General features: G+C 49.8%; 13 protein-coding genes and 1 tRNA gene. 5 read left to right on the top strand and 9 right to left on the bottom strand.

Annotated elements, in window-relative coordinates; genetic code table 11:
* Positions 1–29: 29 nt before the first annotated feature.
* The 3 genes from DYA43_RS01380 to DYA43_RS01370 form a co-directional block, all read right to left on the bottom strand.
* Entirely contained in the window at positions 30–434 is a 405-nt protein-coding gene (locus tag DYA43_RS01380; protein ID WP_020329585.1) for a VOC family protein, read from the bottom strand.
* A 61-nt stretch (positions 435–495) separates the two neighbouring features.
* The gene (locus tag DYA43_RS01375) at positions 496–2,922 is read right to left on the bottom strand and encodes an EAL domain-containing protein (protein WP_061056121.1); all 2,427 of its coding nucleotides are present in this window, start codon (positions 2,920–2,922) and stop codon (positions 496–498) included.
* Between the two features lie 181 nt (positions 2,923–3,103).
* Positions 3,104–4,066, bottom strand: coding sequence for an isopenicillin N synthase family dioxygenase (locus DYA43_RS01370; protein ID WP_061056120.1), 963 nt, complete (start codon positions 4,064–4,066; stop codon positions 3,104–3,106).
* Positions 4,067–4,558: 492 nt separating this feature from the next.
* On the opposite strand from DYA43_RS01370, the gene DYA43_RS01360 reads away from it, so the two are divergent.
* Positions 4,559–4,987, top strand: coding sequence for a DUF7282 domain-containing protein (locus tag DYA43_RS01360; RefSeq protein ID WP_020329581.1), 429 nt, complete (start codon positions 4,559–4,561; stop codon positions 4,985–4,987).
* A 105-nt stretch (positions 4,988–5,092) separates the two neighbouring features.
* Here DYA43_RS01360 and DYA43_RS01355 read toward each other — a convergent pair.
* Positions 5,093–5,177 (bottom strand) — tRNA-Leu (locus DYA43_RS01355).
* Between the two features lie 143 nt (positions 5,178–5,320).
* Positions 5,321–6,694, bottom strand: a complete 1,374-nt coding sequence (locus DYA43_RS01350) for a GGDEF domain-containing protein (RefSeq protein ID WP_020329559.1) — start codon at positions 6,692–6,694, stop codon at positions 5,321–5,323.
* A 235-nt stretch (positions 6,695–6,929) separates the two neighbouring features.
* On the opposite strand from DYA43_RS01350, the gene DYA43_RS01340 reads away from it, so the two are divergent.
* A complete protein-coding gene (locus DYA43_RS01340) occupies positions 6,930–7,403 on the top strand; it encodes an RDD family protein (RefSeq protein WP_020329558.1) in 474 nt (157 codons plus the stop codon).
* 52 nt (positions 7,404–7,455) lie between these two features.
* Here the strand turns inward: DYA43_RS01340 and lptG are convergent, their stop codons facing one another.
* Complete coding sequence (lptG, locus tag DYA43_RS01335) at positions 7,456–8,526, bottom strand: LPS export ABC transporter permease LptG (protein ID WP_061056118.1); 1,071 nt, start codon at positions 8,524–8,526, stop codon at positions 7,456–7,458.
* A gap of 3 nt (positions 8,527–8,529) precedes the next feature.
* Complete coding sequence (gene lptF / locus DYA43_RS01330) at positions 8,530–9,633, bottom strand: LPS export ABC transporter permease LptF (protein ID WP_020329556.1); 1,104 nt, start codon at positions 9,631–9,633, stop codon at positions 8,530–8,532.
* A gap of 191 nt (positions 9,634–9,824) precedes the next feature.
* Between lptF and pepA the strand changes: the two genes are divergently transcribed.
* From pepA to DYA43_RS01315, 3 genes are all read left to right on the top strand, one after another.
* Positions 9,825–11,333, top strand: coding sequence for a leucyl aminopeptidase (gene pepA / locus DYA43_RS01325; protein WP_020329555.1), 1,509 nt, complete (start codon positions 9,825–9,827; stop codon positions 11,331–11,333).
* 75 nt (positions 11,334–11,408) lie between these two features.
* The gene (locus DYA43_RS01320; protein ID WP_032081964.1) at positions 11,409–11,858 is read left to right on the top strand and encodes a DNA polymerase III subunit chi; all 450 of its coding nucleotides are present in this window, start codon (positions 11,409–11,411) and stop codon (positions 11,856–11,858) included.
* 92 nt (positions 11,859–11,950) lie between these two features.
* Positions 11,951–14,812 carry a valine--tRNA ligase gene (locus DYA43_RS01315; protein ID WP_061056117.1) on the top strand — a complete coding sequence of 954 codons (2,862 nt, stop codon included), beginning with the start codon at positions 11,951–11,953 and terminating at the stop codon, positions 14,810–14,812.
* A gap of 72 nt (positions 14,813–14,884) precedes the next feature.
* Here the strand turns inward: DYA43_RS01315 and DYA43_RS01310 are convergent, their stop codons facing one another.
* Both DYA43_RS01310 and DYA43_RS01305 read right to left on the bottom strand, forming a co-directional pair.
* Positions 14,885–15,847 (bottom strand): D-2-hydroxyacid dehydrogenase, encoded by a 963-nt coding sequence (locus DYA43_RS01310; RefSeq protein WP_061056116.1) that lies wholly within the window; start codon positions 15,845–15,847, stop codon positions 14,885–14,887.
* A gap of 45 nt (positions 15,848–15,892) precedes the next feature.
* Positions 15,893–16,630 carry a pseudouridine synthase gene (locus tag DYA43_RS01305; protein WP_061056115.1) on the bottom strand — a complete coding sequence of 246 codons (738 nt, stop codon included), beginning with the start codon at positions 16,628–16,630 and terminating at the stop codon, positions 15,893–15,895.
* Positions 16,631–16,956: the final 326 nt, after the last annotated feature.

The raw sequence follows: 16,956 nt of genomic DNA, 5'->3' as shown, positions 1-16,956 counted from the left end.
TGATAACCTTATGACCTGTTTCACGCCTGTCAACAAAACTCACAATTGATTATCCAACGGATACCGAACTGGTCTTCTATTTTGGCACAGCGTGTCCCCCAGAAGGTATCCGCCAACGGCATCATCACTTTTCCACCTTCTGCTAGGCGATCGCACAAGATGACTTGCTGATCCAAATCATCCATGACCACCAGCAGCGCAATCTGATTGTCTTTCAGTTCCTGAGCGGCGATACCGTCTGACAACATCAACTTCATATGCTGTGTTACCAACTCCGCATGCATGACCCAATTCGGATCGACGCCTTCTATATATTGAGGAGATTCATAGAAGTGACGTTTGATCAGCACGTGACCATCAAAACACCAACAGTAGAACTCTAGAGCCTGTTCGCAGCGCCCGGAAAAGAATAAATAAGGTGTCAGGTTGAACATACCCACCTCCGTCTATCTTTCTTGAAGCATAGACGATCCCGGCAATCCTTCCCGCATTGGCTCAAATCATAAAATCGACGCTTTGTGGCTGTTCCACCAGATATTGCAAAATAACGCTTTGAGTCAAAATGCCTTTGTAGATTTTTCCTTTGGTAAGGATCCAAGGAAATCCCAGATGATGTTCGCGAATCAGTAATGGAATTTGCGAAACATCGATAGCAGCATCAATGCTCGTAAACGTCAGCTCCATGACTTGATTGACTGGGCGATGCCACATCGACGCTTCTTTCATGGTTTCCAGCTCTGACCCCATTCCCGGCGTGAGATGCAGATTCAGCCTTGCCCGGTCCACCAACCCAACGCATTCCTGATCAATGATCACTGGCAGCACTTCCACATCCGCCGACTGAAAATACTGATACGCGAGAGAGATGGGATCTCCCGGGTCCAGCCGTGGGCTGTGGGCATGATGTAAGCTCATCAAACTGCTTGCCGACAGGCTCTCCTCTTGGGGCGCGATCAACTGCAGTCGTTGTGGCAACGTACTCTCGATAAATGCCAACAGATCATCCATCGCCAATGGCTTGGCAAAATAGAATCCTTGCAGATAGTCAAGACGACCAAACGCCAGCAACTGTGCTTCTTCCTCGCTTTCCACTCCCTCAGCAATCACTTTGACGCCCAGTGAGTGGCACATTTCCACCAGCATTTTGATCACTTGATATCGGTTGGTTTGGTTCCCCAGACCATCGATGCAACTACGACTGATCTTCAGATAATCGAAGTCTGAAGCTGACAAATGGTCGAACAATGAATAATCCGTGCCCATATCGTCAATGGCGATCTGCACACCGAGTTGACGCAGCTCTTGCAGCGCATCGGATCGGACCAGAGCCTGAGAATGATACTTCGCCTGAGTAATGTCGATGATGATTCGCTCGGCGGGCACCTGTTCACTCGCCATTAACTGGCGTAAACATTGAATCAGCGCAGGTAAGCCCTGACGGGTATTTGGCGATATATTTACAGTCAACCAGATAGGATACTCATGCTGTGCCTGCAATATCGGCCACTGACGCAACGCTTGTTGTTGCACCTGTAAATCCAACTCGGTGATCAGATCCAAATCTTCGGCAATACTGATCAGCTCACTGTTGCTGACTTCCAGCGCTGCCGGAAGAGGAAAACGGCACAGCGCTTCATAACTCATGACTTGCCCCAATCGGGCATCGATAATGGGCTGAAACTCCACCAGCAGCGACTGATTGCGAATCGCGTCGGTTACCAACTCTTCCAGTAAGCGACGTTTTTTGATCTGCCGATGTAACTGAGTATCAAAGAAGCGGATCCGCTGGGCCTCACCTTCTTCACCTTGTTCCAGAATCGCCTGAACCGAATGGGTCACCGCCATTCTGGCCGTGTGGGCATCAAGCCCCAGCACCGATATGCCAATTTTGCCTTGAATGCAGGTGCGATGTGTTTCGGCACTCGCCTGTTTCAGCTCCTGGAAAAAACCACGGATACGCGCGTGAATATAACGAAAAGGCTCCCCCATCATCGGGAGCGGACAAGTGACACACAATAGATAAAGATCGTCACGGATTTTGCCAAACAGACGACACTCTTTCAGTCTGGGCATCACATCCAGCAACATCGAGAGCTGAGCCCCATTCACCTGTTGCACGCTGAGCGTCATCACCACATACAGATCGTTCATCATTCGGTTTTGATGCAGGCTTTCGAACTGAGCAATGAACGCCGCTTTATCCATCACGGGGCGCACACTGAGTGCAGGCGCGGATTCGACCAGAGAAAACAGACTGAGCACAACAGAGTGATCATCATTGTCCATTAAGCGGATTGATTGATGGTGATAGGCCTGAGAAATCCCCGATGTATGTTTGATGGACACTCGGGGTTGTGAGGTTCCCGTAATATCGGTGCTTTCTTCAAACAACCAGAGGCTGCTCAGCCCCAAAAGATCACTCTGCTGAAAACCGGTAAAACGTTCAAAGGCCGAATTGCATCCCAGCACCTTGTGTTCCCGGTTGGTGATCAATAGCCCTGCGGCTGAATGATTGAGCAGCGCTTCCAACCAGTGAATCACCTGCTCGACCTGAGTCAGTTCAAAGATGGGTTGAATATCCCCTTGCAGCAACTGTTTGGATAGACGCTCAACGCTAAACACCACGTAGACGGCGCGATCGGGAGACAAACGCAAGACAGCGTTCAGCGCACGTTTATCTCCCTGCGTGAGTACCTGTTCGATCAATTGCTCCGCCTGCTCACGAGCCTGCAGATCAAACAGCGCTAACCATTGTTCCAATGCCGAAAACGCCAACAACGGCGCCATCAGGTCATTCACTTGATCGGCATAGTGGTTAAACGTATGGTTTTCTATATCCAGCGTCCAATGCAGTGGCACAAAACGAGCAGGGAAACTGACGTTCGTGATCACGGGTTTAATCGGGCTGTCACTTTCTGGCATACACTCACCTCTTGACCAACGGCAGACAGGCTTAACGCCTCGTATGTTGACGGAACTTGATTTAACTATAGCTAAACCAGTGGCATATAAAGTGAGTACGGTGGCAATTCGAACAGTGAATAATGCTGATATCTTGCCGGGCAACGACATACCAACGTCGCTGCCACGATATTGATAGTATTTAAACCGTGAGGCTTTCCTCCTCCCGGCGGTAAGAGTAGGTGTCCGCAAAGCGCGATAAAATCCAGTCCCCTGCAGTAATGAACGGATAGCCCCCCTGCTCTGGCCGTTCAGCTAAACACGAAGAGAGTGTTTCGATTGGTGTATCAAAATCGGGTTCAACAAAGAAAGGCATCGAGAAACGCGTGCGGCCTGTGGTCGGGCTCGCCACCCGATGTTTGGTCGAGCGGTAAATATCATTCGTCCAACGCTGCATCAAATCGCCAATATTAACCACAAAGCTTCCTGCAACGGGCGGTGCATCTATCCATTCATCTTGCTTGTTCAACACCTGAAGGCCACCGCTCGAATCCTGATAGAGCAACGTAATACAGCCATAGTCAGTATGAGCACCCGCACCATTGGTCTCTTTCATCTGGCTTGGATAGTGAAGCATGCGCAGCACAGAAATCGGCAAGGTAAAATACTGAGTGAAGAAATCCTCCGGCTCTTTGAGCGCAATCGACATCGCCTTGAGGATCCTTAAGCCAACATCCAGCGTCAGTGAATAATGCTGAATCATCGCCTGTGTAAATCCTTCGATATTCGGATACTGGTTGGGCCCGTAAAGTTCTGGGCAGCGGGCGACCTGAGAATGATACGGCGATAAATCCAGCGCCATGTCGAACGACTCTTTGCAATCTAACGCTCCCTTGGGGTCCAACTTCTCTGCATTTAATCGGCCCCAGCCACGATGGTTACTGCTTTTTTCGATCGATAACCGCTGCTTTTCTGCCTCCGGTAGAGCAAATAGTTTTCCAGCCATCGACTCAATATGGTCAAACTGTTGCTGGGGAATGCCATGCCCGACAACGTAGAAAAATCCTAACTCACGACAAGCACTGTCGATCTGGTCAATCACTGGCTGCCAATCTTGGCGATTAGCGGAATGTAGGGCTGAAATATCGATAATGGGCAGTGACATGCTCTCTCCTTGATTGTCTCTCTATCCACGTATTTCCCTTGTTGCGAAAGGAATGTTGGATCAGTGTGATGGGGTTAAGCAAAAAGCTGACCACTCAGCCAACTTTTAACCAATCCCATTTACCACAAGGCAAAGAGGGCTGCGTCTCGCCAGAAGCGAACATTCACTGCACCGGAAGTGTTCAATCGCAGATTGCTCTGCACTATTTTGGTCTCATGATTTGGTCTCATGAACAGAAGCAAATAAAATCAATTCGGCCGCAGGCCACTAATCTAAAACCGAACTGGTTAACATTTGCTTACACTTCGCCATTCATACTAATTAGCGAATAAAATCAATCAGAAGCATCAGCCATTTTCTACTCTATTCTCACAAAACCAATCCAAAATAAAAATCAATGCAACCAAAATCATACCCCGTCCGTATGAGTAAGCTGTTGGTAGATGTAACGCTGACAAACACAAACATCTTACTCTGCAACGGAAAATCATTATGAAAAATCATTTACTCAGTTCAGCCAAAAATCTGTGTCTTACCTTATCACTTATCGGTGCCTCTTCATTCGCTTGGGCAGGACACCATCTCAGCGTCAAAGGCACCGATCAGGATGTGTCCGGAGGGACCGTCACTGCCGATATGATCATGGCAGGAGAAAATGGCTGGATGGTCGTTCATCGTACCGACAGCAACATGAAACCCGGCCCGGTCGTTGGCTATGCGCCAGTGAAGAAAGGAAGTAATCAGGCAGTCTCAGCGATTTTGACCGAACCGGTTAAAGCGGGCGACATGCTGATGTTGATGCTCCATGGCGAAGCAGGCGGAATGAAAACTGGTGTGTTCGAATATACCTTGGGCGCTAAAGCGGACGGCCCGATTCGAGAGGACGGAAAGTTAGTCATGGCCGTCATCACAGCCAAATAATCCATTAACCTGTCGCTGAAACGAAAGAGCACAAAAGTGCTCTTTTTGTTTTTCAAAACCTCAAAACGACGAAAGGCCGCTTTGATAAGCGACCTTTCTGAATAATGGTACCGATGGGCGGACTTGAACCGCCACTCCCGAAGGAAACGGATTTTGAATCCGTCGTGTCTACCAATTTCACCACACCGGCATCTTGGGGGATGACCCTTTGATGGTTGGCCATTATACGGAAGAAACCGGTTGGCGCAATAACAATATATTGAAAAGTAAATTGTTTGCTGAATATTTCGCCAAGCGCGATATTTTCGAAACTCACTTCGCAGCAACCCGCGATTATTCCTCGGTCAGTTGTTGCACAACCTGGTTCCTGCCCTGCGCTTTGGCGCGGTACAAAGCCATATCTGCGCGGCGGAAAATAGAGGCTTCACTGTCCATGTCGTGATAGCTGGTCACGCCAATACTGATCGTAAATGCGGGTAAGTTGTCCACTTGCAGCAATTCCATTTGCGAGCGCAGGCTTTCCGCAAGTTTACAGGCGCTTTCGATATCCTGCATCGGCAGCAAAATGGCAAACTCCTCGCCCCCCAGTCGAAACAACATATCCGTCGAACGTATCCGTTGTTGCAACTCTGATACCATGCGTTTCAATAATTGGTCACCAACCTGATGGCCAAACTGATCGTTTACCCGTTTAAAATAGTCGACATCCAACAGAATCAAACCGAACGGATAACCACCGCGCTGAGCGAGATTGAGCTGCATATTGATTTGTTCTTCCCACTTGTGGCGGTTGTATGCACCGGTCAGTTTGTCTTGGGTCGCCAGAGTCAGCAATTGCTTTTCGACCTGTTCCCGACAAGTGATTTCTTTCGCCAAGCGCGACATGACGGCTTTGATGTCGTGTTCCAGTTCGGCAAGCTCATCCTTGGTGGTAATTTTGCTCACCGTTTCCTGAGACAAGGAATCCCCTTGGTCAAGGGACGCATTGAGAGTTTTGATGTCACCCTGAATGCGTTTAATACGCTGCAAGATGATTTGCACAATATAAACCGTCAGCAAAAAGCCAAGCACAACGGCGCTGATACCGAGCAGCGAACTGACAAACAGAAACTCTTTCTCATGTTTCTCGGTGTAATACACATCATTGGTCGTGATGGTGTTGAGCTGCTGAATGATAGCGTTTTCTGCACTTTCCAGCTCCGCTGCCATTTGTTCCATCGCACTGCGCTGTTCATCGTTTAGTGTCTGGCTTTCAAACAGTTGTTCAAGGTGGGATTCAAAGGCCGCACTTTTCTGCGCATAACTTTCTATGCGGCTTAGCACTTGTTCGTGTTCGCTTTGAGCCAGCATCAATTGTTTCGCGCTCAGGCTTTCGGTAATCAGCCCGACCGCACGATCCAACAGGCTCTTGAGTTGCTGTTGTTGAAAAACCAATTGTTGATGTTGCTTGAGCTCCTGATACGGTTTTTCGCCTTTCAACTGATACTGTTCAAACTGAAGGTGCTGCTCCAGTTCGATGAACTCAACCTGACGCATGATTTGGCTGAGCGGAATATCCAGATACGCGACTTCCCGCATCTCCTTTTCAATCAGTTTAATTTTGTAGCCTGAATAGACGATGACAAAAAACAAAAACGACAGCAACAGCACAAACAGGCCACCGATTTTTTGTTTGATAGAGGCGTGGTACCAGTTAAATACCGACATGAGAATCCTTGTAATGCAATACGAATGCGTGGCTGAAAATCCTGTTGCTCATTCTACCCCGCCCCTTCCGCGTGACAAGGTTGACGGGCCAGCTTTTCCCTGCATATCTCGCCGCAGCGCCAGGATAGAGTCTGAAATATTGTGCCGATTCGTTAACCTGTGCGGCAGCTCTCTTTTCAGTACCGCCCTCAGCCGATATGCTTGCCGCCATTTGTTGTCAGACACAAAGGTCGTTATGCACACATCAACTTTGCCTCCTGCAGGACTGTTTCGCCGTCTGGGCGCCCTGTTTTATGATTCCCTGGTCGTGATGGCTATTCTGATGATTGCCGGTGGCGTTGTCGTCGCAGTGTTAGAAGCTCTGGTTGCCACCGGACTGTTCAGTTACGCGCCTTATCAGGACGCAGGGGAACTTCTGACTCGCCACCCAATCTGGAGCCCGGTGTACACCTTGTATCTGGCTGCGACTTGGATCTACTTCTTTGTCTATTTCTGGACACGTGGCGGGCAAACACTGGGCATGCGCGCCTGGAAAATTGTGGTGTGCAATCAGAATGGCGATCGCATCTCAGCCACTCAGGCTCTGATTCGCTTGGCAACATCCGTTTTTGGTCTGGGCAATCTGACGGTTCCGCTTGACCCGAAAAAACGTGCCTTTCAGGATATGTGGGCCAAGACCCAAGTTCTCGTGCTGCCAAAAGTACGCTAATCGCGGTAAAGCCCGCAAATAAAAAAGGAAGGCATCGCCTTCCTTTTTTCGTTTACAGTTTTCGTCTTAGCAGCAACAGCGCGATGGTCAGAAATACCAGGCTGGGAGCCACCGCGCCAAACACAGGCGGGATGCCATACACCAGACTGAGCGGCCCAAAGAACTCGCTGGAAATGTAGAACGTAAAGCCCGCAATCACGCCAGACAGGATTCTCGCCCCCATGGTGACGCTACGCAGCGGACCAAAGATAAACGACAGCGCCATCAGCATCATCACCGCAATCGAAAACGGCTGAGTGATCTTACGCCAGAACGCCAGTTCATAACGCGAAGCATCCTGCTCTGACGCTTTCAGATAATGCACGTAATCATACAAACCGCTCAGCGCCAGCTCTTCAGGCTTCACTGTAACGACGGCGAGTTTGTCCGGTGCCAGAGAGGTTTCCCAGCTGTACTGTGGCAGTGACTGTTTAGTAATCACGACATCGTTATTCATGTCAGTCACTTCCACATTTTTCATCATCCACTCATTCTCACCGAGGTAATCCACCTGCTTGGCAAAAATAACCGTGCGCAGTTGTTTCTGTTCGTCGAAACGCCACATGTTGAGACCGTACAGATGGTTGTCATCAATCTTACCAATGAAGATAAAATCGTTGGCATCCCGGGCCCACACCCCCGTTCTAACTGACAGAATCTGACCACCGGATGTGGCAAACGCACGTAAATCACGCGCCGCTTTCTGTGCTTGTGGTGCGCCCCATTCGCCAAGCAGAGTAATGATGATCATCAGCGGCACTGCGGTTTTCAGTACCGACAGGCCGATATCCAATTTGGAAAAGCCTGCGGCCTGCATGACGACCAGTTCAGAGCTCGCCGCGAGCGCACCAAGACCAATCAGCGCGCCCAACAGAGCTGCCATCGGGAAAAACATCTCAATGTCGCGCGGAATACTCAGCACCACAAACAATAGCGCCTGCATCAGGTCATAAGTACCGTTACCGACTTTGCGCAGCTGTTCGACATATTTGATGATGCCCGACAAACCGCTAAAGGTCGTCAACACTAAGATAGTGGTTGCGATGATGGTCCGGCCAATGTACCAGTCAAGAATCTTAAACACGACTTACGCTACCTTTCTCTTCTGTCTTAATTTGTCTTTGAATTTTCTGACCGGCACACTGTCGAGTGTATTGGCAACAATTGCCGCCAGCAGCAACGCGGCGTTGATTGGCCATAAGCCGACCATGGCAGGAATTGAACCGTCTTCCAGTGCTGATTTGGTCGCACTGATGGCCAGAAAGTAAGTCAGATAAATCAGGATCGCTGGCCCCATTTTGGCAAAACGTCCCTGACGCGGGTTCACCGCCGACAGCGGCACCACCAGCATGGTCAGCAGTGGAATACACACCACCAACGAAATTCGCCATTGCAGTTCCGCCTGAGCGCGGCGATCCGGATTTTGCAGCAGTTCGAGTGTCGGAATCGCATCCCAACCGCGGCCTTTTTCCTTCACTTCACGCTGACCAATCAGACCTTCGTACTCATCAAATCGAGTCACCATGTAATCGACACGCGTCGGCACACCTTCATAGCGGGTACCGTTGTACATCGTGATGACCTGGCGGCCGTCGCTGAGCTCTTTGACATCACCAGAATCGGAGAACATCACGCTTGGCAGAATCGACTCACGCGGTGCCAACTGGGCAACGAACACATTGCTCAGTTTTTTGTTCTCAATGTTATCGATGAACACCACCGACGAACCATCCGGCGAACGCTGGAACTGCCCTTTTTGCAGCAAATCAACACTGTTTTCCGCTGCCAGTTGTTCCATCACCGAATCGACTTTGTCCTGACTCCATGGCGATAGCCACAGCGCGTTAAAGCCCGCCAGACAAGATGTGATGATGCCGAGATACAGTGCGGCGCGGATCAGGAACTTGTTGCCGATACCGGTCGCGTTCATCACCGTGATTTCACTTTCAGCATACAAACGCCCGAAGGTGAGCAGAATCCCGATATAGAGACTCAAAGGCAGCATTAATAACCCCATCGATGGCATGTTCAAACCAACGATAGATAAAATTAAGCGAGCTGGGATTTCACCATCTGACGCATCGGCCAAAACGCGAATAAATTTTTGGCTCAGAAACACTAAAAACAGGACGAAAAAGATAGCCAATTGGCTTTTTAGTGTCTCGCGGATCAAATATCTAACAATAATCACGCTGAAATAACCTATGCAAAACTTGTTTTTTTGATTGAATCACTATAATTTCCCGTTGAACCTTTTATTTTTAAAAATTTCGCTATGTGTTAGAGCGCTTAAACAAAGGGTAGATCCAATTAAGGATTCAACAAGTAAGAACGCATTATCTAACATTTAGTTCTATTTGTCTTTAGGATGTAGGAGTACGCATGGAGTTCAGTGTTAAAAGTGGTAGCCCTGAAAAACAACGTAGCGCATGTATCGTTGTCGGAGTCTTTGAACCACGCCGCCTTTCTCCAGTAGCAGAACAGCTTGATAAAATCAGCGACGGCTATATTAGTTCACTGCTTCGCCGTGGTGATCTAGAAGGTAAACCGGGGCAGATGCTACTGCTGCATCAAGTGCCAGGTGTCTTATCTGAGCGTGTATTGTTGGTCGGTTGCGGTAAAGAGCGCGAACTGGGCGAACGTCAATACAAAGAAATCATTCAGAAAACCATCAGCACACTTAACGAGACAGGTTCTATGGAAGCCGTTTGCTTCCTGACTGAACTGCACGTGAAAGGCCGCGATACTTACTGGAAAGTTCGTCAAGCCGTCGAAGCGACTAAAGATGGTCTGTACACCTTTGATCAGTTCAAGAGTGTGAAGCCAGAAACCCGTCGTCCACTGCGTAAACTGGTGTTCAACGTACCTACTCGCCGTGAACTGAGCCTGGGTGAACGCGCGATTACTCACGGTCTGGCAATTTCGTCGGGCGTGAAAGCGTGTAAAGATCTTGGCAACATGCCACCAAACATTGCTAACCCAGCTTACCTGGCGTCTCAGGCTCGTCGCCTGGCTGATGACTATGAAACCATCACCACCAAAATCATTGGTGAAGAAGAGATGGAAAAACTGGGCATGAGCTCTTACCTGGCAGTGGGCCGCGGTTCAAAGAACGAATCCATGATGTCGGTTATCGAATATAAAGGTAACCCAGATGCAGACGCGAAACCGATCGTTCTGGTTGGTAAAGGGCTGACCTTCGATTCAGGCGGTATCTCACTCAAACCGGGTGAAGGTATGGACGAGATGAAGTACGACATGTGTGGTGCGGCGTCCGTATTCGGTACTATGAAAGCGATCGCGAAACTGAACCTGCCACTGAACGTTATCGGCGTACTGGCTGGCTGTGAAAACATGCCGGGTAGCAACGCTTACCGTCCGGGCGACATTCTGACCACGATGTCAGGTCAAACCGTAGAAGTCCTGAACACGGACGCCGAAGGCCGTCTGGTACTGTGTGATGCGCTGACTTACGTCGAACGCTTTGAACCAGATTGCGTGGTGGATGTAGCGACCCTGACTGGCGCTTGTGTGATTGCGCTTGGTCATCATATCAGCGGTGTCATGTCGAACCACAACCCGCTGGCGCACGAGCTGGTCAATGCCTCTGAACAGGCAAGTGACCGCGCATGGCGTCTACCACTGGCAGACGAATACCATGAACAGCTGAAGAGCCCGTTTGCCGATATGGCGAACATCGGTGGTCGTCCAGGCGGCGCTATCACTGCTGGCTGCTTCCTGTCGAAGTTTACCAAGAAGTACAACTGGGCTCACCTCGACATCGCAGGTACTGCGTGGAAATCAGGTGCAGCGAAAGGGTCTACCGGTCGTCCGGTCTCGATGCTTGTCCAATTCCTGCTAAACCGCAGTGGCCAAGAGACCGAGGAATAAACCTCATCCACAAAAAGGGCCGCAAGGCCCTTTTTTGTTTTTCACCTTCACCATAACAGGAGCGCTCAGACGACTATGGCAACTGCCACGTTTTACATCGTTCGGCCCGACTCGGAACAAGCCACCACAGCTGGTTTCGAGGAGTACGTGGTGTACTTGACTCAGCACTTTGCACGTCAGGGCGCAAAAGTGTATTTGCAGTGCGATAATAAAGCGCACGCCGAACAATTGGCGGAACGATTCTGGCAGGTCGAAGCCAAAGACTTTCTGGGCCATAATCTGGTGGGTGAAGGGCCGAAATACGGCACCAATATTGAGATTGGCCATGTCGGGGTGAAACCCTCTTGGAACCGACAACTGGCAATAAATTTGGCCGATAATCATACAACCTTTGCGAAGGCCTTCGCAGAGGTGGTAGACTTCGTCCCCAACGAAGAAAATGCGAAACAACGGTCTCGCGAGCGTTATAAGTTGTACCGTCAGGCGGGTTATCAACTGCAAACCATCGAGATCCATTATCCGTAACGGTTCATCCTTATAGTTAAGCTCTCTTTGCCAGAGAACTCACTTATAAAGATTGACCGAATTAACCATCAAAGTATCCATTAAAGAGCACTATGGAAAAGACATACAACCCAACATCCATCGAACAAGATCTGTATAAGACTTGGGAAGAGAAAGGCTACTTTAAGCCTCACGGTGACACATCAAAAGACGCATACAGCATCATGATTCCGCCACCGAACGTCACTGGTAGCCTGCACATGGGTCACGCATTCCAAGACACCATTATGGATACCTTGATCCGTTGCCAGCGTATGAAAGGCAAAAATACGCTGTGGCAAGTGGGTACTGACCACGCCGGTATAGCGACTCAGATGGTTGTTGAGCGTAAGATCGCAGCAGAAGAAGGCAAAACGAAGCACGATTACGGCCGTGATGCTTTCATCGACAAAATCTGGGAATGGAAAAACGAGTCTGGTGGCACCATCACCAAACAGCTGCGCCGCCTGGGTGCGTCTGTCGACTGGGATCGTGAACGCTTCACCATGGATGACGGCTTCTACAAAGCGGTTCAGGAAGTGTTTGTACGTCTGTACAAAGATGACCTGATCTACCGTGGTAAACGTCTGGTGAACTGGGATCCAAAACTGCACACCGCGATTTCGGATCTGGAAGTTGAAAACAAAGACGTGAAAGGCCACATGTGGCACTTCCGCTATCCGCTGGCTGATGGGGTTAAAACGGCTGAAGGTAAAGACTACATTGTGGTCGCCACCACACGTCCAGAAACCATGCTGGGTGATACCGGTGTTGCCGTTAACCCAGAAGATCCTCGTTACAAAGATCTTATTGGTAAAGAAATCATTCTGCCTATCGTTGACCGTCGCATTCCTATCGTGGGCGATGAGCACGCGGACATGGAAAAAGGCACGGGCTGTGTGAAAATCACACCGGCGCACGACTTCAACGACTATGAAGTTGGTAAGCGTCACCAGTTGCCAATGATCAACATTCTGACTTTCGATGCCAACATCCGCGATGCAGCCGAAGTCTTCAACTCAAACGGCGAAGCCAGCACGGCTTACGGCACTGAAATTCCTGCGAAATACCAAGGCATGGAACGTTTTGCGGCGCGTAAAGCGATCGTGGCAGAATTCGATGAGTTGGGTCTGCTGGAAGAAATTAAAGATCACGACCTGACAGTGCCTTACGGCGACCGTGGTGGCGTAGTTATCGAACCTATGCTGACTGACCAATGGTATGTGCGCGCAGGTATTCTGGCGAAACCAGCGGTTGAAGCGGTTGAGAACGGCGACATTCAGTTCGTACCTAAGCAATACGAAAACATGTACTTCTCTTGGATGCGTGACATTCAAGACTGGTGTATTTCTCGTCAGCTGTGGTGGGGTCACCGCATTCCGGCGTGGTACGACGCACAAGGCAATGTTTATGTTGGCCGCAACGAAGACGAAGTGCGTGCTGACAACAACATTCCTGCGGATGTAGCACTAAACCAAGACGAAGACGTGCTGGATACTTGGTTCTCTTCAGCACTTTGGACGTTCGGCACGCTGGGCTGGCCAGAAAAAACAGACGCACTGAAAGTCTTCCACCCATCAGAAGTATTGGTGACAGGTTTTGACATCATCTTCTTCTGGGTTGCCCGTATGATCATGATGACCATGCACTTCATCAAAGATGAAGACGGCAAACCACAAGTGCCATTCAAAACCGTGTACGTAACGGGTCTGATCCGTGACGAAAACGGCGACAAAATGTCGAAATCGAAAGGCAACGTGCTGGATCCAATCGACATGATCGATGGCATTGATCTTGAGTCACTAGTAACTAAGCGTACTGGTAACATGATGCAGCCGCAACTTGCTGCGAAGATCGAGAAAAACACACGTAAAACATTCGAAAACGGTATCGAACCATACGGTACTGACGCACTACGCTTTACTCTGGCAGCAATGGCATCGACCGGCCGCGATATCAACTGGGATATGAAGCGTCTGGAAGGCTACCGTAACTTCTGTAACAAATTATGGAACGCAAGCCGTTACGTAATGATGAATACAGAAGAGCAGGATTGTGGCTTTGGCGCGGGTGCTAAGCTGGAATACTCTCTGGCGGACAAATGGATCGAATCTCAGTTTGAACTGGCTGCCAAAGCGTTCAACGAGCACATCGACAACTACCGTCTGGATATGGCCGCGAACACGCTGTACGAGTTCATCTGGAACCAGTTCTGTGACTGGTACCTAGAGCTGACTAAACCAGTACTGTGGAAAGGCAGTGAAGCGCAGCAACGCGCAACACGTCGCACGCTGATCACCGTACTGGAGAAGACGCTACGTCTGGCTCACCCAGTTCTGCCATACATCACTGAAACCATCTGGCAAAGCATCAAGCCACTGGTTGACGGTGTGGAAGGCGATACCATCATGCTGCAGGCTCTGCCTCAGTTTGACGCGGCGAACTTCAACCAGGAAGCGCTGGATGACATCGAGTGGGTGAAAACCTTCATCACCGCGATTCGTAACCTGCGTGCCGAGTACGACATCAACCCAGGTAAACCACTGGATGTGATGCTGAAAGCGGCGAACGACAGCGATGCTGCACGTCTGGAAGCGAACAAGCAAGTACTGGTGTCTCTGGCGAAACTGGAAAACGTACGTGTTCTGGCGGCTGGCGAAGAGACTCCGGCATGCGCAACGGCACTGGTTGGTAAATCTGAGTTGATGATCCCGATGGCAGGTCTGATCGATAAAGACGCCGAGCTGGCTCGTCTGGCAAAAGAAATTGCCAAAACCGAAGGCGAGATCAAGCGCATCGAAGGCAAACTGGGTAACGAAGGCTTTGTTGCGAAAGCACCTGAAGCCGTGATTGCCAAAGAGCGTGAAAAGCTGGACGGTTACAAAGAAACCTTGGTGAAACTGGCTGAGCAGCAAGCGACTATCGCGGCGCTGTAATGCAGGCGTTTACCTAAGCAAAAGGCAGCGAATTCGCTGCCTTTTTTGTTACCTGAAGTTTTCGAGCGCCGGTCACACAATACGATTTTGCTGGCGACCTTCGACAAATGCCTGAATATTATCAATCAGAATGTTGGCCAGTTTCTGAATCGCAGAGTCACTGCCCCACGCCACATGCGGCGTCAGTAGCAGATTAGGTAAATCCATGTTCGCAATCAGCGGATTGCTGATATCCGCCGGCTCCTGAGTAAACACATCAACGCCCGCTCCGGCAATCTGACGTCTCTTCAACGCATCCACCAGTGCCACTTCATCCACCAGCCCACCGCGCCCGGCATTGATCAGCAGCGCGTTTGGTTTCATCTGCGCAAACTCCGCTTCGGCAATCAGATTACGTGTCGTTTCCGTCAGCGGACAATGCAGGGTCAAGACATCCGCCTGTTGCAGAACCTGTTCAAACCGGGTGTAACCGTCACGGCAATGCTCAGCGCCTTTGTGTTCCGCAAACAACACTGTCATACCCAGCGCTTGGGCGAGGGTTGCGGTCGCTTGCCCCAATGCGCCACCGCCCACCACGCCCAGCGTGCTGCCTGCGATATCGCCAATCGGATGAGTAAAGAAACAAAACTGCTTATTACGCTGCCACTCACCGGCGGCGATATCGTGATGGTAACCCATCAGATTACGCCGCAAGGCAAACATCATCGCGACCACATGCTCCGGCACGGATTGGGTCGCGTAGCCTTGTATGTTACACACCGCGATATGGTTGACGCGGCAATAGTCGATATCCACGTTGTTGACGCCTGTCGCCGACACCGCGATCAGACGCAGCTTGGGCAGTTGCGCCAGCATTTCTGCGGTGAGTACCACTTTATTGGTGATCACGATTTCCGCGTCTTGCAGGCGTTCAACCACCTGTTCCGGCAAGGTGAAATCGAATTCTTGCCAACGATGGGAAAACGTCGGTGCGGGCACATGAATATGACGGGGAATCGTCGCGCGATCGAGGAATACAACAGTGGGTAAAGACATAACTTCTCCTTTGCCTACCCACTGTCATCAATGAAAGATAATCGATTAAGGACGGGGTAGTTTTTTATAATCCGGCAATTTTCGCTCAGGATCGAAATGCTGCAATATCTCTTCCTGCGCTTCGGGATAGAAGTCACAAGGAACAAAGATAGAGCGTAGCCAATGACTACGAGGATGATAAAAGCTCAGCTCTGCGGCATGCAACTCCAGTCGATCAGTAAAATCGATCGCTTCTTGCGGCGCGTAGAACTCATCACCAACAATCGGATGCCCCAGTGCCTGCATGTGCACTCGCAACTGATGTGAACGTCCGGTTATCGGCAACAGACGAACCACTGTGGTTTGCGCTTCACGCTTGACGACCTGAAACAATGTCTGCGATGGTTTCCCAGTTTCATGACAAACCATCTGTTTGGGACGATTTGGCCAATCACAAATGAGCGGCAGATCAATATTACCTTCATCCTGCTCTAACACACCCCACACACGGGCATAATAAATTTTATGCGTCAGACGGTACTGAAACTGCTTCTTGAGCGCCGCTTCCATGTACTTATCTTTGGCAAACAGCATCAGGCCTGACGTCGACATATCAAGACGATGCACCACCTGAATCTCCGGGTATTGTTCCTGCAGGCGACTCCACATACTGTCGTGGTGTTCAGCCAGGCGGCCCGGAACGGAAAGTAAACCGGACGGCTTGTTCACCGCCAGAATGTAGTCATCCTCAAAGACCACATCAATCCACGGATCCGTTGGTGGGTGGTACTCGGTCATTGCCATAAAAGTCTCTCGCGAAAACGCTCATCTACAAAAATCGGCGCATTATATACCCAAACCTTTTATCCCCAAACCTCAGTGAGTGGCGCTCCACTCCCCAATGCATGAATACCACCACAATGGGTACGTTTTACCTATGCGAACGCAGTCTTGGTCGTCGCTTTTCCTTGCATGCGCACTCGGTGAATAAAAAGTTTCGTTGAAGTTGTAACTATAAATTGACACTAATAATCAGTGTGATATTCATGGAGGGTATTGACAATAAAATCAGCCCAATCCCAAGCAGGACAAGGCGAATCATAAATACAATCAAACACAACATAACAATT

This window comes from Vibrio fluvialis, from assembly GCF_900460245.1.
GTDB lineage: Bacteria > Pseudomonadota > Gammaproteobacteria > Enterobacterales > Vibrionaceae > Vibrio > Vibrio fluvialis.
Note: the sequence above shows the minus strand (reverse complement) of the source record. Positions and strands in the feature narration are given on the sequence as shown.